Origin of the sequence: Clostridium perfringens ATCC 13124, assembly GCF_000013285.1 — a bacterium.
GTDB lineage: Bacteria > Bacillota > Clostridia > Clostridiales > Clostridiaceae > Sarcina > Sarcina perfringens.
This window is the reverse complement of the sequence record NC_008261.1, coordinates 1,862,483-1,885,282: the sequence shown is the minus strand read 5'-3', so window position 1 is coordinate 1,885,282 and position 22,800 is coordinate 1,862,483. Positions and strand designations below refer to the sequence as shown.

Here is a 22,800-nt window from a genome sequence, read left to right as displayed (position 1 = left end):
TATGTATTTGGTAGAAAATGTTTTTGATAAGGATAATTATTATGGTTTAATAATTAATATGATATAAGAAATGTGTATATATAATTATGTATATAGAAATTATATAAGTATAAGGAGGGTGAAGATGGAAGTTTATTTTGATAATAGTGCTACTACTAAGCCTTTAAAGGAAGTTAGAGATGAAGTTTATTATGCTATGGATGAATTCTGGGGTAATCCATCATCTTTACATAAATTAGGGGTAAAGATGCAAAGAAAGATTGAAGAGCTTCAAGAAAGTATTGCAAAAAAAATAAATGCTTCTAAGGAAGAAATAATCTTTACTTCAGGAGGAAGTGAAAGCAATAATATGATTATTAAAGGAGTAGTTGGAGAAAATAATCATATTATAACTACAACCTTTGAACATTCTAGTGTTTTAAATACTTATAGGGAATTAGAAAAGCAAGGTGTAAGTGTAACATATTTAAAGGTTAATAATAAAGGTTTTATAGATTTAAAAGAATTAGAAGAGGCAATAAATAAAAATACGGTTTTAGTATCTATAATGCAGGTTAACAATGAAGTGGGAAGCGTACAAAAGATTAAGGAAATAGGAAGATTAATTAAAGAAAAAAGTAAAAGAGCAAAATTTCATGTAGATGGAGTACAGGGTTTTGGAAAATTTGAAATTGATGTTAAGGCATGTAATATAGATTTTTATTCTGTTTCAGCTCATAAGTTTCATGGCCCAAAGGGAGTTGGATTCATGTATATGAGAAAGGGATTAAATTTAAAATCCTTAATAACTGGTGGAGAACAACAAAGAGGACTAAGGGCAGGAACGGAAAATACTCCTTCGTATATGGGCATGGTAAAGGCTATGGATATTGCCTATGATTCCTTAGAAGATTCTTATAATCATGTAAAAAATCTTAAGGAGTATTTTATAGAAAAACTTTCTAAAATAGAAAATGTAGTAATAAATAGCCCTAGTAGTGAAGAATATAGTCCTTACATATTAAATGTTTCTTTTTTAGGAATTAGATCAGAGGTTTTACTTCACATTTTAGAGGAGGATAACATATTTGTTTCAACAGGGTCAGCCTGTTCTTCAAAAGCTTCTATATCAAAGGGAAGTTACGTATTAAATGCTATGGGATTAGAACCAAAGTGCATTCAAGGGGCTATAAGATTTAGCTTTTCTAGATATAACAATTTAGAAGAAGTTGATTACACCATAGCTTCACTAGAAAAAGCTTTAAAATTTTTAAGGAGAATAAAAATATGAATAATTTAATTTTAGTAAAATATGCCTCAGAAATATTTTTAAAGGGGCTTAATAAAAATAAGTTTGAGAGAAAATTAAAAGAAAATATAAGAAAAAAGTTAAAAGATATAGATCATGAATTTATAACAGATCAAAATAGATGGTTCATAAAATCAGAAGACTTAGATGGAGTTATTGAAAGGGTAAAAAAGGTTTTTGGAGTTAAAGAACTTTGCTTAGTTACTCAGGTTGAAGGGGACTTTGATTCAATAAAAGAAGAGGGATTAAAGAAAATTAAAGAAAGCAAAGCTAAGAGTTTCAAAGTAGAAACAAATAGAGCTAATAAAAAATTCCCGATGAATTCTATGGAGGTTTCAAGAGCTGTTGGAGGATATATCCTTTCAGAACTTGGGGATGAAATAGAAGTTGATATACATAATCCAGAGTGTAAGCTTTATGTAGAAATAAGAGGAAATGCTTATGTGTTTACTGATAAAGATAAAATAAAGGCTGTAGGAGGCTTACCATATGGAATGAACGGAAGTACTATGGTTATGTTATCAGGAGGAATTGATTCACCAGTAGCAGCTTATTTAATGGCTAGAAGAGGAGTTGAAACTCATTGTGTATATTATCATTCTCATCCATACACTTCAGAAAGAGCTAAGGATAAGGTTAAGGAATTAGCAAAAATAGTAGGAAGATACACAGAAAAAATAACTCTTTATGTGGTTCCTTTTACAGAAATACAAATGGATATAATAGAGAAGTGTAGAGAAGATGAATTAACAATAATAATGAGAAGATTCATGATGAGAGTGGCTTGTGAACTTTCTGAAAGAAAGAAAATACAGTCAATAACTACTGGAGAAAGTATAGGGCAAGTGGCATCTCAGACTATGGAAGGACTTATGGTAAGTAATGATGTTTCAGATAGACCAGTATTTAGACCTCTAATAGCTATGGATAAAGAGGATATAATGGATATTGCAAGAGATATAGATACTTATGAGACATCAATACTTCCATATGAAGATTGTTGTACAATATTTGTACCAAAACATCCAAAGACTAAGCCTAGAGTTAAGGACATGATAATAGCAGAAAGAAAGCTTGATATAGAAGCTTTAGTAAATAAAGCTATTGATGAAATGGAAACTTTCATATTTGAATAATTAGTTTTTTATAAGCTTATTTATTGTGTTTTAAAGAAATTAAATATAAAATAAAAGGGCGTGTTTCAAAATAAGTTTTATTACTGAATTTTGATACAAACCCTTTTGTTTTTTAGGAGGAGTTATTAATGGAGAGAAATATTGAAAAAAGTATAGGAAAAATATTTAGACATTTTAAAGGTGATCTCTACTTAGTAGAGGGAGTAGTTACTCATTCAGAAAGTGGAGAGAAGATGGTATTATATAGAGCTTTATATGGAGAGTGTGGCCAATTTGTAAGACCTTATGATATGTTTTTAGAGGAAGTTCCAAAGGAAAAAGAAAATCCTACAGGACAGAAATATAGATTTCAAGAATTTGAAGTTGAAAGCTTAAATAGAAAATAATAATAGTATTTATTAATAAGATCTTTAAATTAATAAAATTTTAAAATTAAAATAACGTAATAGCTCAGAAAGTATTTTAAAATCCTTCTGAGCTATCTTAATGAATAAGAGGTTACAGCAGATTAGCCATAACGAAAAATGAGTTTAGAGAAATTTAAAACCCTAAAATAATAACGCGTACATTTTAGAATATGGTTTTAAAGTAACTCTCTAAAGTAGAGAAATATTATATAGGAACAGCTGTATAGATTAAATAACCCTACAGTTAGTATTATTGTCAAATATATTAAGTTATATACAAATTTAAAAATTATTTTTCATTACCAAAGGCTTTAGGTTTAATATAATAATCAATAACAGGTACAAGTAAATTCATAAGAAGAATTGAATATGACACCCCTTCAGGATAACCACCAAATATTCTTATTAAAGTAGTTATAAGGCCACAGCCAAAGGCAAATATAATTTGTCCTTTCTTTGTTAGTGGAGAAGTTACATAATCAGTTGCCATGAAAAAGGCTCCTAAAAATAATCCACCTGTAAAGATTTCATAAATTCCATTTCCACTTAAAAAGCCATTTCTACCTATAACAGTAGTTAATATTAAAACCGTACCAATATAAACAAGGGGAATATGCCATGTTATTACTTTTCTATAAAGCAAGTATAAAGCACCAATTAGTATAGCTAGAGAAGAAACCTCTCCTATGCATCCTGCAATGTTTCCAAGAAAAGCATTGCTTAAAGAAGGAAGATTTCCTTGTCCATTTTTTAGTAAAGCTAATGGGGTAGCTGTAGTAACTCCATCTAATGTAAATATACTAATGCTTTCAGGCCAAGCTGCTAGTAGAAAAGCCCTAGCTGCTAAGGCTGGATTCATAAAATTACATCCTATACCACCAAAAATTTGTTTTACTAATACTATGGCAACAATTGAGCCAATACATGCCACCCAGAGAGGAGTATTAATAGGTAGATTTAAAGCAAGTAAAACTCCTGTAACAATAGCACTTAAATCCTTTATAGTGATTTCTTTTTTTGTTATTTTTTGAAAGGCGTATTCAGAAATTACAGCTGAGATTGCACAGGTTGCAATTATAAAAATTGCTCTTAATCCAAATACTAATACACCAACTAAAGAGGTTGGAATGAGAGCTATTAAAACATCTCTCATTATGCTCTGTGTTGATAATTTATCTTTTATGTGAGGAGATGAATCAACTAAAAGATTCTCGTCATTTATGTGGCTTAATATTAAGGATTCCATAGATTCTTGTTTTGTATCAACCATTTTTTTCACCCCTTTAATTTTTAGATTTATTTCTAAGAGATTTCTTAGCATTTCTAATATTATTTACTATAGAAATTTTTGCAGGACAGGAAAATGTACAGCAACCACATTCTAAACAATCCATTCCACCAAGGAATTCAAATTCATCTAATTTATCTTTTAAAGCAAGTTCATTTAATTTTTGAGGAATTAAATTCATTGGACATGAATTTAAACATTTTCCACATCTTATACAATGGCTCTTAGGAAAATCATCAACTTTAGATAAGCATAAAATGCCAGAGGTACCTTTTGTAATAGGGAGATCTAAAGAATTTATAGCAGTTCCCATCATTGGTCCACCTAATATGATTTTATTTGGTTTATTTATAAATCCACCACAAAATTCAATTATATCCTTTACTGGTGTTCCAATTTTAACCCTTAAATTTTTAGGGGATCTTATGGAATCTCCAGTTACTGTTATAATTCTTTCTGTTAAAGGTAACCCATTTATTAAACTAGCATATAATTGATATATAGTAGATACATTAAAAACAATACATCCTATATCTAAAGGAAGCTTTCCAGAAGGAACTTGAAGTTTAGTTAAAGCATAAATTAAGTGTTTTTCAGAGCCTTGAGGATATTTACTTTTTAATGGCATTACCTTAATTTTATTATCTTCTCCTAAAATACTTTTAAATTTATCTATGGCGTTTAATTTATTGTCTTCTATACCTATGTAGATTAATGCCTTAGGGAAAAGTTCTAAAAGGATTCTTAAGCCACTAATTATTTCTTCCGTATATTCTAGCATAACCCTATGATCACAGGTTAAATAGGGTTCACATTCAGCTGCATTTATAATTATATATTTAATTTCTTTATCCTCTTTAACATTAAGCTTTACATGGCAAGGAAAGGTAGCACCACCAAGGCCAACTATGCCATAGTCCTTTACTAACTTAACCACATCCTTTAGGGAAAGTTCACTAGAATATTTAAGATTTTCCCTTGGATATTTTTCATATTTAGAATCATTTTCTATGATTATTGCCTGTGTATTAGATCCATTTATAGATTGAATCTCTCTAATATCTTTTATAGTTCCAGATACACTAGAGTGAATAGGAGCAGAAATAAAGGCTGAAGAATCAGCTATTTTTTCATTTACTAAAACTTTTTGACCAACCTCTACTATAGGCTCACAGGGTGCTCCTATATGTTGAGAAAGTGGGAAAATCAACTCTTTTTTAGGTTTAAAAATCTCTATGCTTTTATCCTTAGTAAATTCTTTATTATAAGGTAAATGAAGTCCTTTTTTAAAAGTAAAAAGACTCATGGATACACACCCTTTCATATAATCTTCATATTTTAATAATATGTATAAAATTTTTAAGAAATTACATATTTTTAATTAATAAGATTTTATATTAAGAAAATAAAATTATGTAAAACTATTGCTATAAGAAGAGTGTAAGGTTTACAATGAGATTTTTTGAAAAAATAATTTGAAATTGAAGTTTAATTAAATTTGAATCTGTAAAAACATAAGGGTATAATAAATATGTTAATAAAATGTTAAGTGTAAGGAGGGGAAATCTTTGAGTAATGAGAGTACGAAAAAAGTACTGTCACATAGAAAGGATTTAAGATTTAAATTAGTTCTAGAAGGTGCTGCCATAGGACTTTTATGTTCTTTAGTTTTAGTACTAAATAGAATTATTGTTAATTACTTATTTCCACTTTTTAAAAAGCTTTATGCATGGGCAGCATTAAGTATAACTAATATGATTATAGTTTTAGTTATATTAGCTATTTTAGGAGCACTTGTTGGATTTATGGTTAGAAGAGAGCCTATGATTTCAGGAAGTGGTATTCCTCAAGTTGAAGGAGAATTAATTGGTAAACTTAAAATGAATTGGCTAAAGATTTTAATTTATAAGTTCTTAGGAGGAGTAATTTCCTTAGGAGCTGGATTGTCTTTAGGTAGAGAAGGCCCATCAGTACAAATGGGAGCCGCTGTAGGAGAAGGATTTAGTAATGGTTTAAAAAGAATAAATATAGAGAAAAAATATTTAATAACCTCAGGTGCTTCAGCTGGTTTAGCAGCAGCATTTAATGCACCTTTATCAGGGGTAATATTTGCCCTAGAAGAGGTACATAAGAGTTTCTCACCTTTAGTTTTAGTTTCTGCAATGGCAGCATCCTTAGTATCTGATTTTGTTTCAAAACAATTTTTGGGAATGAATCCTAGTTTAGGAATAGAAAATGTTCCTGTATTACCTTTAAAGTATTACTGGGTATTAATAATATTAGGAGTAATTTTAGGTATAGGTGGTGCAATATTCTCAAAGGGAATTTTAAAAGTACAAAGTTTATATGGAAAGTTTAAAAATGTTCCTGTAGAAGTTAAGGTAATGATTCCTTTCTTATTAACAGGTATATTAGGTATTTTCGCACCAATAATACTAGGTGGTGGACATGAACTTATAATGGATTTAGCAACTAAGAGCTTTCCAATAAAGCTTCTTTTAGCTGTGCTTTTAGTTAAATTTTTATTAACTATTATAAGTTTTGGTGCAGGTACACCAGGTGGTATATTCTTCCCACTATTACTTTTAGGTGCAGTAGTAGGAAATATAGTTGGAATAGTAAGTTGTAATGCATTTGGAGTTCCAAATCAATATATAATAGATTTTATAATATTAGCTATGGCAGGTAACTTTGCTTCAATAGTAAAGGCACCTATTACAGGTATAATACTTATTACAGAGATGACTGGTTCTTTTGAACATATGCTAGCTTTATCTGTAGTTGTAATAATTTCCTATGTAACATCTGACTTACTAAAAAGTGAACCAATATATGAATCTTTATTAGAAAGATGGATAGAAAAGGTTGGTTCAGAAGTAGAAGAACCTTCTAATAATAAAACTCTATTAGAGGTTGGAGTAGAACTTGGTAGTGAAGCAGAAGGAAAAGAAATAAAAGATGTTAATTGGCCAGAGACAGCTCTTTTAGTTGCAATAAAAAGAGGAAATAACGAAATAATCCCTAAGGGATCTATTGAAATACAAAGTGGAGATTATTTAGTGGTTATGGTAGATGAGAGCAGGGCAAGCTCTGTCTTAGAAGAAATTCAATTCTTAACCTCTGCTAAAGAAGAAATTTAATTATACATATGAAAATATAATAATAAACTTTATAAAGATTTTATTATATAAGAATTAAAAAAAGACACTAGGAGAATTTGTAAAAATAAATTTTCTTAGTGTCTTTTTTATATTTAGTTAGGAATACTATCTTGATTTTTTCTTTTTCTTAATTGAATAACCAAAAGAACCTAGTGGTTTAGAATTAAGACCAAAATATTCTCCATGACTATATGCTAATAAATTAGCCTTATTAAAATGAATCTTTCCCTTTTCATCTATAAGACTTTCATCAACCTTTACATTAAGAACCTCAAATAAAAACATGTCATGTGTACCTAAAGGTGTTATAGATTTAAGCTTACATTCTAAAGCTACAGGTGCTTTTTCAATAGAAGGAGTACTTACAGCTATTCCTTTATCAAGGGCATATCCAAAGTGTTTAATTTTGTCAACTTTTCTTCCAGATTTTACACCGCAAAAATCAACAAATTTAACCATATCTCTACATGGTAAGTTTATAACACATTCCTTGCTTTCTTTTATATATTCATGGGATAATCTTTCCGGTCTTATTCCCATGGCGATCATTGGAGGTTTAGTGCAAACTGTGCTAACCCAACCAACAGTAAAAGCATTTACTTTATCTTCTTTATTTTTAGAAGTAACAAGAACTACTGGAGTAGGATTTAACATTACACTTCCCTTAAAATTAACTTTTTTCATATGTATCTCCTTTAATTTATATTAAATTCTTTATTAGACATAATTTAAGACTTTAAAATTATAACATGAAAAATTTATATGTAAAACCAGTGAATAATATTTTTTAGTGTTTAGAGAAATACTATTTATTATTTAAATACTAGAAAGGATTTTTATTATGAAAAAGAGATTTATATTTTTATTAGGAATTTTTCTTTTAGTAAATTTAGTTAGTACTACTTTACTGGGAGAGAAAGTTTTAGGAAAAGAAAAAGAAGAGGTTACTATATGTATTGATGCAGGGCATCAAGAAAAAGGAGATAAGAAGCTTGAACCTATAGCACCTTGGTCTAATGAAAAAAAGCCTAGAGTATCTTCAGGGACAGCGGGAGTTGGTACAAAAAATAAGGAGTATGAAATAAACTTAGAAGTAGCTATGATCTTAAAAGAGCTTTTAAATAGAGAGGGCTATAAAGTAGTTATGACAAGGGAGAAAAACCAGGTTACCTTAAGCAATAGAGAAAGGGCAGAAATAGGAAATACATCAAAGGCAGATATTTCAATAAAACTTCACTGTGATGGGTCAAATAATTCAGGAAAAAGAGGAGCCTCAATTTTAATTCCTTCCTCTGAAACAAAGGGAGTTAAAAGGTATATATGAAGAAAGTAAGAAATATGGAGAAATTTTAAGTGAAACTTTAAAAGAGGGTGGAGTAAAAGTTAACGGCGTTTTTGAAAGAAAAGATATGACTGGATTTAACTGGTCACAAAGACCTGTAATAATTTTAGAGATGGGATTTATGAGCAATTGGGAAGATGACGCTTTATTAGGAGATAAGTTATATCAACAGAAAATAGCTGATTTAATAGTTAAGTCCTTAGAAAAATATAGAGTAGAACTATAGTTAAAAATGATATGTATTAAAACTTTAATACATATCATTTTTATATTTAAATCAATAATAAACATCTACTAGATGAAAGCGTATATTGTCATTGCTCCAACCTAAATCAAAAGGAACAAGAAGTCTATCTGTGTTGTGACAAGTTACTAGGGGATAACCTTTACTATCTAATCCTGTAACTGTTGAAATGTGAGTTATTCGTCCATTTTTTTCATAAGCTACAAAATCACCAGGTCTTAAGTTATAGGCCGCTTTATATATTTCGGAATATTTACCCTTAGCAATATAGGAAGCACGTCCACTATTAACCATGTAATTTTTAAATGCTTGAGCATTTACCCAAGCCTTAGAACCTTCACCATCAGAATAGTTCCATGTTGAATTTTTCTTAAATCCACCACCTTCAAAAAGAATTTGAGAGGCGAAGTTTGCACAGTCTCCTCCTTGAGGGTTAAAGTCTGTGTATTTTTTATTATAGTTAAAACCAAGTTCATCATCTGCAGCTGCTCCACAATAGGTATGTGCATAATCTATAGCTTTCTGTGTTCTTTCATCAGGTGAATAAGATGGACTAGAACTATTTAAAATATAGGATTTAATTTCATCAGATTTTATATTATTTAAATCTAGAGAATCAGCAAAAGGATCAGTGTACCATTCCTTAGTGATAATATACCTATCTCCCTCATCTTTTAAATTTAAATAGTGATAAGTACCTAATCTAAAGGTATTAGTTTTAAGAGGATCATTAAGATAATAATATGTAAATTCACTTGAAACAACACATATTATTCCGTATAAGTCCTTTTCTCTTTCTCTAGCCTTTCTTATTTCAGTTTTTGATTTTATTTCATTAAATACAACTCCTTGTTTTTGAGACCAGTTGTTTAAATACTTAACTTTTTTACTTTCACTTTCATAGGCCCAAAGACTAGGCTTTTTTTCTAAATCATAAAATTTCTTTAATTCCTCTAAATCATTGTTTAATATGGCTATATTTCTATTTTTAAATAAGTCTTGAAGTACTTCTTCAAATTTTCCCTTTAATTCATCATCTTCTTTTTTGTCAGGTTCTTTTAATAAATTTATGGCTTCTGAAAATGCTGAAGTTTTCTTTTTGTTTAAGGATACATATATGGATAAGGTTAATAATACTATTAGGGATAAAGAAGTCACTAATAATATTTTTGGTTTTCTTTTCATTAAGCTCCTCCTATTTTTAATACATAATTCAATAATGTATATGATGAATAACTAAAAAAAATAATAAATAAAAGTAAATATTAACTTAATAAGAGATATATGCTTTTAAATTTTTAAAAATGTTGATAAAATTAATATGTAATAAGAGAGTAAAGGAGAATTACATAAGATGAAATTAGTAAAAGGAAAAATTCCATTTATAAGAAGTATTTTTGGATGTTTTATTTTCCCACTTGTAATCGGATACTTTTATACATACCTTAATCCGGAATGGTTTACAACAAATCAATGGGTTGGTGTGGCAGCTGGAGCTTTGCTTATAGCTAGAGGAATATTTGAAAAAGTTATGGCTAATAATCAAAGAAATGCAAAGGTTAGTTTTTTAGGTGGTGGAGCAATAATTTTATATGTTATTGCTAGATATTTTGGAATACTATAAAAATTATATACATAATTTTTAGTTTAATATTTTAAAAAGAAATATTAGTAAATTTAATAAAATTAATTAACCATAAGGAATAATCTTAAGCTAAAAGAGAAATGATATAGATTTAGTTATATCATTTCTTTTTTATTTAGAAATTAACATTCTCTTAAACAAAATATAGGAAGAAATTTAAATAAATTAAAAGCTATTTGGAAATAAATAAACTAGGATAATCTTTATTTTTAGAATATATTATTTAAAAAACTAAATTTATCTAAAGGGATAAATTTTAATCTATAACAGCAAACTTTTTAATATAGGGTAATTATGGTACAATTATTAAAATAAACATATTAACAAAATACCTTTCCATAGGAGTGTGAAAAATGAATTTTAAAGAGAATAATATTTATAGTGGATTTAAACTTTTAAACATAGAAAATTTAAATGAAATAGGTGGAGTAGGTTTAAGGTTTGAGCATGAAAAAACTAAGGCTAAACTTATAAAAATCCTAAGTGAAGATGACAATAAGTGCTTTGCAATAGGATTTAGAACACCACCTGAAAATAGTACAGGAGTTCCTCATATTTTAGAGCATTCAGTTTTATGTGGTTCTAGAAAATTTAATACTAAGGAACCCTTTGTAGAGCTTTTAAAAGGGTCTTTAAATACATTCTTAAATGCTATGACATATCCAGATAAAACAATATATCCAGTAGCATCAAGAAATGAAAAAGACTTTATGAATCTTATGGATGTTTACTTAGATGCTGTATTATATCCAAATATATATAAGCATAAGGAAATATTCATGCAAGAGGGATGGCATTATTATATAGAAAATAAGGAAGATGAATTAAAGTATAATGGTGTTGTTTATAATGAGATGAAAGGGGCATACTCATCTCCAGATTCTATACTTTATAGAAAGATTCCTCAAACAATATACCCAGATACTTGTTATGCCTTATCTTCAGGAGGAGATCCTGATGAAATACCAAATTTAACTTATGAAGAGTTTGTGGAATTTCATAAGAAATATTATCATCCATCGAACTCATATATTTTCTTATATGGTAATGGAGATACTGAAAAAGAATTAGAATTTATAAATGAAGAGTATTTAAAGAATTTTGAATATAAAGAGATAGATTCAGAAATAAAAGAACAAAAATCCTTTGAAAGTATGAAAGAAGAAAGTTTTACTTATGGAATAGCTGAAAGTGAAGATTTAAATCATAAAAGTTATTATAGTTTAAACTTTGTAATTGGAGATGCCACAGACGGAGAAAAAGGCTTAGCTTTTGATGTTTTAGCATATCTTCTAACAAGAAGCACAGCAGCACCATTAAAGAAAGCATTAATAGATGCAGGTATAGGGAAAGCTGTATCAGGAGACTTTGATAACTCAACTAAACAATCAGCCTTTACTGTTTTAGTTAAGAATGCAGAGCTAAACAAAGAAGAAGAATTTAAAAAAGTAGTAATGGATACTTTAAAGGATTTAGTTGAAAATGGAATAGATAAAGAACTTATAGAAGCTTCCATAAATAGAGTTGAATTTGAATTAAGAGAAGGAGATTATGGTTCTTATCCTAATGGATTAATTTATTATTTAAAAGTTATGGATAGTTGGCTTTATGATGGGGATCCATATGTTCATTTAGAATATGAAAAAAATCTTGAAAAAATAAAATCTGCTTTAACAAGCAATTACTTTGAAGATTTAATAGAAAAATATATGATAAATAATACTCACTCTTCACTTGTTTCTCTTCATCCTGAAAAAGGAATAAATGAGAAAAAGTCAGCTGAATTAAAGAAAAAGTTAGAAGAGATTAAAAATAGTTTTGATGAAAAGACTTTAAATGAAATAATTGATAATTGTAAAAAGTTAAAAGAAAGACAAAGTACACCTGATAAAAAAGAAGATTTAGAAAGTATTCCTATGTTATCTTTAGAGGATATAGATAAAGAAGCAACTAAAATTCCTACAGAAGAGAAAGAGATAGATGGAATTACAACATTACACCATGATTTCCATACTAATAAAATAGACTATGTTAATTTCTTCTTTAATACAAATAGTGTTCCTGAAGATTTAATACCTTATGTTGGATTACTATGCGATATATTAGGTAAGTGTGGAACAGAAAATTATGATTATTCTAAGTTATCAAATGCCATAAATATAAGTACAGGTGGAATAAGTTTTGGAGCTATAACTTTTGCTAATCTAAAGAAAAATAATGAGTTTAGACCATATTTAGAAATTTCATATAAAGCATTAAGCAGCAAGACTAATAAAGCTATAGAATTAGTTGATGAGATTGTAAATCACACTGACTTAGATGATATGGACAGAATTATGCAAATAATTAGAGAAAAGAGAGCTAGATTAGAAGGTGCTATATTCGATAGTGGTCATAGAATAGCTATGAAAAAAGTTTTATCATACTCTACAAATAGAGGAGCTTATGATGAAAAAATAAGTGGATTAGATTATTATGATTTTCTAGTAAATATAGAGAAGGAAGATAAAAAATCAAAGATATCAGATAGCTTAAAAAAGGTGAGAGACTTAATCTTTAATAAGGGAAATATGCTTATAAGTTATTCAGGAAAAGAAGAGGAATATGAAAACTTTAAGGAAAAAGTAAAATATTTAATAAGCAAAACAAATAATAATGATTTTGAAAAAGAAGAATATAATTTTGAGTTAGGAAAGAAAAATGAAGGGCTTTTAACTCAAGGAAATGTACAATATGTAGCTAAGGGTGGAAATTATAAAACTCATGGATATAAGTATTCTGGTGCACTATCTTTATTAGAAAGTATTCTAGGATTTGACTACTTATGGAATGCCGTAAGGGTTAAAGGTGGAGCTTATGGAGTGTTCTCTAACTTTAGAAGAGATGGCGGAGCATATATAGTTTCATATAGAGATCCTAATATAAAAAGCACTTTAGAAGCTTATGATAATATACCTAAGTATTTAAATGATTTTGAAGCTGACGAAAGAGAAATGACTAAATACATCATAGGTACAATAAGAAAATATGATCAACCTATAAGCAATGGAATAAAAGGTGATATAGCAGTTTCATACTACTTAAGTAACTTTACTTATGAAGATCTTCAAAAGGAAAGAGAAGAAATCATAAATGCAGATGTAGAAAAAATTAAGAGTTTTGCACCTATGATTAAAGATTTAATGAAGGAAGACTACATCTGTGTACTAGGCAATGAAGAAAAGATAAAAGAAAATAAAGACCTATTTAATAATATTAAAAGTGTAATTAAATAGATTTTAAATTTGATTTTAAAATTCTTTTATTAAAAAGTAAGTTTATTTTTAGAGATTTAATTGTAAATATGAATTTTAATCTATAAATACAACTTAAAAAATAATTTTAGACCTTATTGTATTTGAAATATTTTATTTCTACAGTAAGGTCTTTTTATTTTGAATTACATTTAAATAAATTAAAATAATAAAATAAAATGTGATATAATATTGTTTATTGTTACATAGAAAGGGAGAAAGACATAAATGGATTTTGTTGCAATAGACTTTGAAACTGCTAATGAGAAAAGAAATAGTGCGTGTTCTATTGGATTGACTGTTGTTAAGGATAATAAAATTGTTGAAGAAAAATATTTTTTAATAAAGCCTTGTGAAATGAGATTTCAGCCCATGAATATATGGATACATGGAATTAGACCAGAGGATGTTGAAAATGAGAGAACTTTTAATGAAATATGGGAAGAAATAAAGGATTACATAGATGGAAATTTAGTAATAGCTCATAATGCAGCTTTTGATATTAGCGTTCTTAGAAAAACTTTAGATTTTTATGATATACCTTATCCAGACTTTGAATATGCCTGTACAGTAGTTATGGCAAAGAATTATTATAAATCATTACCAAATCATAAATTAGGAACTGTAAGTGAAGCTTTAGGATTTGAATTTTCTCATCACCATGCAGGGGAAGATGCAAGGGCTTGTGCTAACATATTACTTAATATATGCAAAGATTTAGATATAGAATCAGTTGAAGAGCTTTCAGATAAGCTTGCCATAAGAATAGGTGCTGTTTATGAAAATGGATATAAGTCTTCTGGAAGAAAGGGAGAATGCAAATATTCAAGTAATTTAAGACTTAAAGAAAAGAAGAAAGAGGGAGAAATATCTTTAAAATGTAAAAATGTAGTTTTTACAGGGCCTTTAAGTTCTATGTCTAGAGGAGAAGCCATAGGAAATGTAATAAGGTGTGGTGGTTTTGTCTCAAGTTCTGTAAGTAAAAAGACAAATTACTTAATTACAGGAATTAGAGATTTAAATAAATTAAAAGAAAATGAAAAGAGTATTAAATTAAAAAAAGCAGAAAATTTAATAAAAGAAAATTTCGATATTAAGATAATAAATGAAGAGGAATTTTTATCTATAATAGAATAAATAAACTTTAATTTTAGATCTAAATATTAATAAATAGCTCATTTAGGGGCTATTTTTACTATTGTTAACAATAAGTTATTTACAATAATATTTATTATGCTAAAATAAGTTAGTAAAATTAATTAATTTATGTAATACTAGAATTAGTTAGCAAATTTTAATTAGGAAATTAGAGGTGATTAAATGGATAAATTATTTACTATAAGTGGAGTAGATTTTTTGGCAGGGGATTTTCAAGATGATATAAGTGAATTTCAAGATATAATACCTATATTACAAGATTTTCAAGAAGAATTAAAATTAGAGAAAATAGAGTGTACAGATGAGAATGATTGCTGTTTTAAAACTAAAGAAAATTATATATGTGAATTAGTTGGGGCTTTAACTGAAGATGATGAATTTTATTCATTAAAAGAGTTAAGAAGTGATTATAATAGATTTAAAGATGAAATGCTATATCCTTTTGGAATACAAGTTTATAAATGTACAGAATGTAATAAATGGATTATAAATTTACTAGAGGAGTAAGTTTTAACATATGGATAAATTGAGAGAGAGTATTACAGGGGTAGGTCATAACATTTATAGCTTTTATAAAAGAGTAAAGGATAAAATTATAAAAGAAAAGGATCCTAAGGTAATAATAATTTGTGTTATTGCTTTAGCCTTAATTATAGTATTTCTATATGGTAATGTTAGTAGTAAAAAGAGAGATGTAATTGAACAATTATCTAATTCCTTAAGCAAAGGAAATGAAAGAGCTTTAATGAACTTAATAGAAGATGGAAATAAAAATTCTGGAATAACAAAAGAGGAGTTAATACCATATATTGATTTTTTTAAAGCGGATAAAAGTAGAATTAATAAGTTAGTTTCTTCTTTAGAAAATGGGGATGAGATATACTCTACAAAATTGGAGTCTAAAAAAAGTTTTTGGGGAGAAAAATGGTATGTTGTAATACAAAAAAAGAAACTTATTGTGGCATCTAATTTCCCGGAAGCTAGTGTGTATTTAAATGGTAATTTTATAGGTACAACTAATACTAGTAGAACTTTAGAAATACCTAACTTAATACCAGGAGTCTATGATCTTAAGATTGAAAAGAAAGCATATAATTCTAATTTAGTAGAAGAAAAAAATATTGTTTTCATGGATAATAATAAGATAGACATACCTTTAAATGGAACCTTAGTCACAGTTAAGAGTAGTTTTGATGATAGTAATGTATATATAAATGGAGAGGACTCGGGTATAAAGGTAAAAGATTTTAAGGATGTTGGTCCTTTCCCAAAGGATGGTTCAACTTACTTAACTATAAAATGCAACACTCCTTGGGGAGAGATAGATAGCCAAAAGTTTTATATAGAAGATCATCCAGAAATAAATATAGAATTAGATTTAAAAGATACAATCATAAAAGAAGATGTTGAAAAAGTTGTAAAGGAATTTTATAGTAGCGTATTTCAGGCTTTAAATTCAGAGGATAAAAATGATATAAGAAATGCTAAGGATGAAGTTAAGGATAATATATATAATACATTAAGTCAAAAATATTTTCTTTTAAAGAATGACTATGATATAAGCGATCTTAAAATTAAGATGGAAAATAGTTCAATAGAACGAAATCATGGTGTTTATGAAGCTAGTATTGTAGTTAATGTTTCTTATAAGATAAAAAAGAAAATATTAGGAATAGATGTTAAAAGTGAATCAATGGAAAAAAACTTTTTCACAAATATGAAGTATGAAAATGGAAAATGGATAGTTTATAATGTACAAGACTTTTCATTACCAGGATTAGAAGAAGAGTAATTAATAAATAAAAAGGAGCTTTATCAAAAGTTATTTTGATAAAGCTCTTTTATTTTATAAAGTTATAGCAGCATCAAGAGCAACTTCCATCATCTTTGTGAAGGTAGTTTGACGCTCCTCACTAGTAGTTTCCTCAGCAGTAATTAAATGATCACTTATAGTAAGTATTGTTAACGCATTAACACCATACTTAGCTGCTAAGGTATATAAAGCTGCAGTTTCCATTTCAACAGCTAAAGTACCAAATTTAGCCCATTGTTTCCATGCTTCAGGATTATCATTATAGAAGCTATCAGCTGTGAATACGCTACCAACCTTAGGAGAATATCCTTTTTCAACGGCAGTATCGTAAGCGGCCTTTAAAAGTTTAAATGATGCTGTTGGAGCAAAATCTAAACCGTTAAATCTAACTTTATTTATTGCAGAATCAGTATGAGATGACATTGCTAAAACTAAATCTCTAACTTTTATATCTTCTTGCATACCGCCAGCAGTACCTACTCTTATTAAATTTTTAACTCCATAATCTCTTATAAGTTCATTAACGTAAATAGAAATTGAAGGAACCCCCATACCAGTACCTTGAACTGATATTTTTTTTCCTTTATATGTTCCTGTATATCCTAACATTCCTCTAACTTCATTGTAACAAACTGGATTTTCTAAAAAAGTTTCAGCTATAAATTTAGCTCTTAAAGGATCTCCTGGTAATAAAATTGTTTCGGCTATTTGACCTTCTTTTGCACCTATATGAATACTCATAATGTACCTCCTCATAATGTAAATGTTTTATAAATAAATTTTATCATAAATAATGAAAAAATGCTAAAAATTATAAAAAATTAAAATTTTAATTTAAGTAGTTAAAGCTTATTTAGTATGTTATATTAATAGGTAATAATACAAAATAATAATTTATTAAATTTGTATTTATAAAAATAATGAGGTGATAATTTTGTTAAATATAGATAGAAATGAAATTAAGGATACTCCAGAGTATGAAAGCTTTGGTGAAAATGAATTTCCACTGAAATACTTAAGTGAAGAAGAGTTAGAAGAGTTAGGCTTTAAAAAAAGTTGCTGTGGAAGTAGAGGAGGATGTCCTAAAAAAGCAAATGGAACCTGTGGAGGATGTTCTTCAAAGGGAGGATGCCAAGGAGGGTGTTCTAAAAATGGATGTGGATGTTCAAATGGATCTGGTTGTTGTAAGAATAAATAAAAAAAATACATACTCATATGAGTATGTATTTTTTTATATTATTTTCTTTTTTTAGCAACTTCTATATTAACAGTTCTTTTGTTAAGTTTTTTACCCATTGATTTTTTCATTATATTATTTACTGCATCAGCATCAACGTTAGCAAAGCAGAAGTTTTCTTTTATGTCTATATCTCCAACTTGCTTAGGGCTTATTCTAGCAGTCTCTTTTAAGAAGTTAACAAGAGATTTAGGAGTTATACCATCTCTTCTTCCAACAGACATAAATAATCTAGTTTCGTCCATTACAGGAGCTTCTATAGAATTTGAAGTGTAATCAAAAGAAGATTCTTTATCAAATACTATTTTTAAAAGAGCAGCTGCAACATCTACTAAGCTATAATCTTCATCTAATTGAGTAGCTATTGGAATAAACTTTTGGAAATCTTCTGAAGCTTCTTCTATAGTAGATTTTACATTATTTATTATGTTATTATGTTTATTTTGGAATATTTCATCAACTGTAGGTACAGCTTTTCTTATTATTTTACTCTTAGTATGCTTTTGTATTTGTTTAAGCATCATATATTCTTTTGGAGTAACTAAAGAATAAGCAACTCCCTCTCTGTTAGCTCTACCTGTTCTTCCGATTCTATGTACATAACTTTCATTGTCTTGTGGTAGATCGTAGTTTATAACGTGAGTTACGCTTTCAACGTCTATTCCTCTAGCTGCAACATCAGTAGCAACTAAGAAGTCTAAGCTTCCTTCTTTGAATTTTCTTAAAGTTTGAAGTCTATGGTTTTGGCTCATATCTCCGTGCATACCTTCAACCATATATCCTCTAGCTTGCATTTTTTCTACAACTTCGTCAACACCTTTTTTTGTTTTGCAGAAAATTATTGCAGCATTTGGTTCATCAAAATCTAAAACTCTACAAAGTGTTTCAAATCTATCTCTATGTTTTATTTCAAAATAAAATTGTTCTATTTTTGAAACTGTTAAAGAACTTTTCTTTATTGCGATGTGCTTAGTATCTTCTTTCATGTAATTTCTAGCTAATTTCTTTATTTGCGGAGGCATAGTAGCAGAGAATAAAAGTGTTTGTCTATCAGTTTTTAATGATTTAACAATTTCTTCTAAATCATCGATGAATCCCATGTTTAACATTTCGTCAGCTTCATCTAACACTAGGAATCCTATATCGTTAAGAGGTAAACTCTTTCTTCTTATTAAATCTAATACTCTACCAGGTGTTCCAACAACTATATCAACACCATTTTTTAAAGCTCTAATTTGTCTATCTATTGGTTGACCACCGTATATTGGTAAAACAGAAAGTTTTTCATGTTTTCCAAGTCTTACAAGTTCTTCATTAACTTGTATAGCAAGCTCTCTAGTTGGTGCTAAAATAAGTGCTTTTGGAGATTTCTTCTTTCCTGAAAAATCAGCATTATTTATTATAGCGCATCCAAAAGCAGCTGTTTTACCAGTACCAGTTTGAGCTTGACCGATTATATCGTGTCCTTCTAGGGCTACAGGAATACTTTCAGCTTGTATTTGAGATGGCTCTTCAAATCCCATATCTTTTATAGCTTTAAGTAAGCTTTCCTTAAGACCTAAGTCATCAAATTTTATATTGTTCATTCTTTATCCTCTTTCTTCTTGTATATTTTTAGTTTTTAAAATTTATTTTATTTTTAAAATTCTCACAATCAAACAAAGCTTATCATAACATAGTATCTCCATATAAGCAAATGATATTATTTAAAATAAAAATTAAAAAAGTTTATTTAAATGTTTACTATAAGTTATAATAATAAGGATTAAAAAGGAAGGAGAGAAATTAATTTGGAAGTTGGAATTTCTTCAGCATGTTTTTATCCAGATTTTGAATTGGAAAAATCATTTAAAATAATGAAAGAATTGGATTTTAATACAGGAGAATTATTTTTAAATACTTATTATGAGTATAGTGATGATTTTGTAAAGAAATTAATTGAGGAAAAAGAGAAAAATAACTTTAATATAAAATCAGTACATTTTTTTTCATCTATGTATGAACCTTATTTATTTGATCAATATGAGAGAAGAAGAAAAGATTCTTTAGAAGTTTTTAAGAATATATGTAAAGCTACTAATAAATTAGGAGCTTTTTCATATACCTTTCATGGTATGAGAAAACAAGAGTTTAATACTATTAATAAGAAGGGAATTTTAGATATATATAATGAATTAGCTTATATAGCAAGAGAAAATAATATATATTTATCTCAAGAAAATGTCTCCTGGTGTATGTCTTCAGATATAGAATTTTTAAAGTATTTAAAAAATAACATAAAATATGATATTAAATTTACCTGTGATATAAAACAAGCATATAAAAGTAATGAAAATCCTCTCCATTATATTGATATTATGGGGAAGGATTTAATTAATTTTCATATAAACGATAGAGATGAAAAAAGTATTTGTTTACTTCCAGGTAAGGGGAGAGTAAATTATAAACCTATCATTGAAAAACTAAAAACTTTAGATTATAAAGGACCATTAATAATAGAAGTTTATAGGGATAATTTTAAAACTTACGAAGAATTAAAAGATGTTAAAGATTTTATAGAAAAAAAACTACTAGTATGATAAAATGTATAAATGTAAGAATAAAATAAAAGAAATATTTGATAAAAAAAGAAATTATATGTTATAATTGCCTAGGTTAATTCATAAAAGATGAATTTAAAAGGCTATTTACAGGAGGAATATACAATGGAAGCTAAAATGAACAAAATAGACACAAATGTTGTAGAATTAGAAATTAAAGTTGATGCTAAGGACTTTAACGAGGCGTTAAAAAAGTCTTATAATAAAAACTCAAAGAAGTTTAACATACCAGGATTCAGAAAAGGAAAAGTTCCAATGAACATGGTTAAAAAATTCTACGGAGTTGAAGTTTTATTTGATGATGCAATAAACGCTTGTATAGATAAAACTTACGGAGTTGCTTTAGAAGAAAACAACGTAAGACCAGTTGATTATCCACAAATCGAAGTAGTAGAAGTTGGAGAAGGAAAAGACTTAGTTTACAAAGCTAAAGTTACTACTTACCCAGAAGTTACTTTAGGAGATTACAAAGGATTAGAAGTTGAAGAAGTATCTTACGAAGTAAAAGAAGAAGACATAGAAAAACAATTAGCTGATATGCAAGCAAGAAATGCTAGAGTTGAAACTAAAGAAGAAGGAACAGTTGAAAATGGAAACATAGCTGTTATAGACTTCAAAGGATTCATAGATGACGTAGCATTCGAAGGTGGAGAAGGAAAAGATTATCCATTAGAAATAGGTTCAGGAAGCTTCATAGATAACTTTGAAGAGCAATTAGTTGGATTAAAAGTTGGAGAAAGCAAAGATGTTAACGTAACATTCCCAGAAGCTTATGGAAAAGAAGACTTAAACGGAAAACCAGCTAAATTCGAAGTAACTGTAAAAGAAATAAAAGTTAAAGAATTACCAGCTTTAGATGATGAGTTTGCTAAAGAAGTTTCAGAATTTGATACTTTAGAAGAATTAAAAGCTGACTTAAAAGAAAAAGCTGTAAAAGCTAACGAATTAAGAGCTAAAAGAGAAATGGAAGAAAAAGTTATAAACGCTGTAGTTGATAACGCAAAAGTAGAAATTCCAGAAGCTATGATAAACAGAGAAGTTGAAAACATGGTAAGAGACTTAGAAATGAGATTAGGACAACAAGGACTAAGCTTAGAGCAATACTATGAGTTCACTGGAAGCACTGAAGATAAGATGAAATCTTACATGAAAGAAAATGCTGAAAGAAAAGTAAAAACTGATTTAGTTATGAGTGCTGTAACTGAAGCAGAAGCTATAGAAGCTACTGAAGAAGAATTAAAAGCAAAAGCAGAAGAAGTTGCTAAAATGTACTCAAACGGAGCAGAAACTGAGAAAATGGTTGATCTATTATTAAATGCTCAAAGAGCTGCTTTAGAGTTAGATGTTAAGAGAGAAAAAACTTTAAAAATGTTATTTGAATCTTTAAAATAATAAATAAATAAACTTTCAGATAATTGCCAGGAAGTATTTCTTGGCAATTATTTTAAAATTAAAAGTTTGTTTAGAAAAAGACTAATTAACAAATATCTATTTTTTTTATATAATAATTATGATAATGTATGTTTTTATGATATATATGGCAATATTATAATTAGAGTTTTTTTTAAAAGGAGGGAATTTAATGAGCAATTTAGTACCTATGGTAGTTGAACAAACAAGCAAAGGCGAAAGAAGTTACGATATATTCTCAAGATTATTAAAAGATAGAATAATAATGTTAAGTGGAGAGGTTAATGATGTAACGGCTAACCTTGTTGTTGCACAATTATTATTCTTAGAAAGTGAAGATCCAGATAAAGATATACATCTTTACATAAATTCCCCAGGAGGTTCTATAACTTCTGGAATGGCAATTTATGATACTATGCAATATATAAAGCCTGACGTATCTACAATCTGTATAGGTATGGCTGCTTCTATGGGAGCATTCTTATTATCTTCAGGAGCAAAAGGAAAGAGATTCGCATTACCAAATGCTGAAATAATGATACACCAACCTTTAGGTGGATTCCAAGGGCAAGCAACTGATATAGATATTCATGCTAAGAGAATATTAAAGATAAAAGATAAATTAAACCAAATCTTAAGTGAAAATACAAATCAACCTCTTGAAAAGATAAAAGTAGATGTTGAAAGAGATTATTTCATGGAAGCATCAGAAGCAGTAGAATACGGATTAATAGATAAAGTTATAGAAAGAAAATAATCTACAACTTAAATCTTATTG

General features: G+C 28.1%; 21 protein-coding genes. 15 read left to right on the top strand and 6 right to left on the bottom strand.

Annotation, left to right across the window (positions count from 1 at the left end):
• Positions 1 to 124 precede the first annotated feature (124 nt).
• From CPF_RS08095 to CPF_RS08085, 3 genes are all read left to right on the top strand, one after another.
• Positions 125 to 1,270 (top strand): cysteine desulfurase family protein, encoded by a 1,146-nt coding sequence (locus CPF_RS08095; RefSeq protein ID WP_011590831.1) that lies wholly within the window; start codon positions 125 to 127, stop codon positions 1,268 to 1,270.
• Positions 1,267 to 2,424: a tRNA uracil 4-sulfurtransferase ThiI gene (gene thiI, locus CPF_RS08090; protein ID WP_004459380.1), complete on the top strand. Its 1,158-nt coding sequence runs from the start codon at positions 1,267 to 1,269 to the stop codon at positions 2,422 to 2,424. Before CPF_RS08095 ends, thiI begins: the two co-directional genes overlap by 4 nt.
• A gap of 128 nt (positions 2,425 to 2,552) precedes the next feature.
• Positions 2,553 to 2,810 (top strand): DUF1653 domain-containing protein, encoded by a 258-nt coding sequence (locus tag CPF_RS08085; protein ID WP_003475769.1) that lies wholly within the window; start codon positions 2,553 to 2,555, stop codon positions 2,808 to 2,810.
• A gap of 310 nt (positions 2,811 to 3,120) precedes the next feature.
• Here the strand turns inward: CPF_RS08085 and CPF_RS08080 are convergent, their stop codons facing one another.
• Together CPF_RS08080 and rsxC are read right to left on the bottom strand one after the other, a co-directional pair.
• Positions 3,121 to 4,101 carry an RnfABCDGE type electron transport complex subunit D gene (locus CPF_RS08080; protein ID WP_003478008.1) on the bottom strand — a complete coding sequence of 327 codons (981 nt, stop codon included), beginning with the start codon at positions 4,099 to 4,101 and terminating at the stop codon, positions 3,121 to 3,123.
• Between the two features lie 13 nt (positions 4,102 to 4,114).
• Entirely contained in the window at positions 4,115 to 5,425 is a 1,311-nt protein-coding gene (rsxC, locus tag CPF_RS08075) for an electron transport complex subunit RsxC (protein ID WP_011590830.1), read from the bottom strand.
• A gap of 262 nt (positions 5,426 to 5,687) precedes the next feature.
• Between rsxC and CPF_RS08070 the strand changes: the two genes are divergently transcribed.
• Positions 5,688 to 7,259 carry a ClC family H(+)/Cl(-) exchange transporter gene (locus CPF_RS08070; protein ID WP_003475779.1) on the top strand — a complete coding sequence of 524 codons (1,572 nt, stop codon included), beginning with the start codon at positions 5,688 to 5,690 and terminating at the stop codon, positions 7,257 to 7,259.
• A 126-nt stretch (positions 7,260 to 7,385) separates the two neighbouring features.
• On the opposite strand, the gene CPF_RS08065 is transcribed toward CPF_RS08070, so the two are convergent.
• Positions 7,386 to 7,964, bottom strand: a complete 579-nt coding sequence (locus tag CPF_RS08065; protein ID WP_003457263.1) for a flavin reductase family protein — start codon at positions 7,962 to 7,964, stop codon at positions 7,386 to 7,388.
• Positions 7,965 to 8,121: 157 nt separating this feature from the next.
• Between CPF_RS08065 and CPF_RS08060 the strand changes: the two genes are divergently transcribed.
• Together CPF_RS08060 and CPF_RS15205 are read left to right on the top strand one after the other, a co-directional pair.
• Entirely contained in the window at positions 8,122 to 8,604 is a 483-nt protein-coding gene (locus tag CPF_RS08060; RefSeq protein WP_265092965.1) for an N-acetylmuramoyl-L-alanine amidase family protein, read from the top strand.
• Positions 8,573 to 8,848, top strand: coding sequence for an N-acetylmuramoyl-L-alanine amidase (locus CPF_RS15205; RefSeq protein ID WP_320153868.1), 276 nt, complete (start codon positions 8,573 to 8,575; stop codon positions 8,846 to 8,848). Before CPF_RS08060 ends, CPF_RS15205 begins: the two co-directional genes overlap by 32 nt.
• A 51-nt stretch (positions 8,849 to 8,899) precedes the next feature.
• On the opposite strand, the gene CPF_RS08055 is transcribed toward CPF_RS15205, so the two are convergent.
• The gene (locus tag CPF_RS08055) at positions 8,900 to 10,051 is read right to left on the bottom strand and encodes an amidase domain-containing protein (protein ID WP_003457302.1); all 1,152 of its coding nucleotides are present in this window, start codon (positions 10,049 to 10,051) and stop codon (positions 8,900 to 8,902) included.
• A gap of 169 nt (positions 10,052 to 10,220) precedes the next feature.
• Here CPF_RS08055 and CPF_RS08050 point away from each other — a divergent pair, with 169 nt between their 5' ends.
• From CPF_RS08050 to CPF_RS08030, 5 genes are all read left to right on the top strand, one after another.
• Positions 10,221 to 10,490, top strand: coding sequence for a hypothetical protein (locus CPF_RS08050; RefSeq protein WP_003454555.1), 270 nt, complete (start codon positions 10,221 to 10,223; stop codon positions 10,488 to 10,490).
• A gap of 374 nt (positions 10,491 to 10,864) precedes the next feature.
• A complete protein-coding gene (locus tag CPF_RS08045) occupies positions 10,865 to 13,786 on the top strand; it encodes an insulinase family protein (RefSeq protein ID WP_011590829.1) in 2,922 nt (973 codons plus the stop codon).
• A gap of 246 nt (positions 13,787 to 14,032) precedes the next feature.
• Positions 14,033 to 14,941 (top strand): exonuclease domain-containing protein, encoded by a 909-nt coding sequence (locus CPF_RS08040; RefSeq protein ID WP_003457170.1) that lies wholly within the window; start codon positions 14,033 to 14,035, stop codon positions 14,939 to 14,941.
• Between the two features lie 183 nt (positions 14,942 to 15,124).
• Positions 15,125 to 15,469: a hypothetical protein gene (locus tag CPF_RS08035; RefSeq protein ID WP_003457196.1), complete on the top strand. Its 345-nt coding sequence runs from the start codon at positions 15,125 to 15,127 to the stop codon at positions 15,467 to 15,469.
• 10 nt (positions 15,470 to 15,479) lie between these two features.
• Positions 15,480 to 16,754 (top strand): zinc ribbon domain-containing protein, encoded by a 1,275-nt coding sequence (locus tag CPF_RS08030; RefSeq protein WP_003457229.1) that lies wholly within the window; start codon positions 15,480 to 15,482, stop codon positions 16,752 to 16,754.
• 54 nt (positions 16,755 to 16,808) lie between these two features.
• On the opposite strand, the gene deoD is transcribed toward CPF_RS08030, so the two are convergent.
• Positions 16,809 to 17,516 (bottom strand): purine-nucleoside phosphorylase, encoded by a 708-nt coding sequence (gene deoD, locus CPF_RS08025; RefSeq protein WP_003470332.1) that lies wholly within the window; start codon positions 17,514 to 17,516, stop codon positions 16,809 to 16,811.
• 184 nt (positions 17,517 to 17,700) lie between these two features.
• Between deoD and CPF_RS08020 the strand changes: the two genes are divergently transcribed.
• Positions 17,701 to 17,973 carry a hypothetical protein gene (locus CPF_RS08020; protein WP_011590828.1) on the top strand — a complete coding sequence of 91 codons (273 nt, stop codon included), beginning with the start codon at positions 17,701 to 17,703 and terminating at the stop codon, positions 17,971 to 17,973.
• Positions 17,974 to 18,011: 38 nt separating this feature from the next.
• On the opposite strand, the gene CPF_RS08015 is transcribed toward CPF_RS08020, so the two are convergent.
• Complete coding sequence (locus tag CPF_RS08015) at positions 18,012 to 19,598, bottom strand: DEAD/DEAH box helicase (protein WP_003481525.1); 1,587 nt, start codon at positions 19,596 to 19,598, stop codon at positions 18,012 to 18,014.
• 204 nt (positions 19,599 to 19,802) lie between these two features.
• Here CPF_RS08015 and CPF_RS08010 point away from each other — a divergent pair, with 204 nt between their 5' ends.
• From CPF_RS08010 to clpP, 3 genes are all read left to right on the top strand, one after another.
• Positions 19,803 to 20,591 carry a sugar phosphate isomerase/epimerase family protein gene (locus tag CPF_RS08010; protein WP_011590827.1) on the top strand — a complete coding sequence of 263 codons (789 nt, stop codon included), beginning with the start codon at positions 19,803 to 19,805 and terminating at the stop codon, positions 20,589 to 20,591.
• A 126-nt stretch (positions 20,592 to 20,717) separates the two neighbouring features.
• Entirely contained in the window at positions 20,718 to 22,004 is a 1,287-nt protein-coding gene (gene tig / locus CPF_RS08005) for a trigger factor (protein WP_003460760.1), read from the top strand.
• A 190-nt stretch (positions 22,005 to 22,194) separates the two neighbouring features.
• A complete protein-coding gene (gene clpP / locus CPF_RS08000; protein WP_003448628.1) occupies positions 22,195 to 22,779 on the top strand; it encodes an ATP-dependent Clp endopeptidase proteolytic subunit ClpP in 585 nt (194 codons plus the stop codon).
• The last annotated feature ends 21 nt before the right edge of the window (positions 22,780 to 22,800 follow it).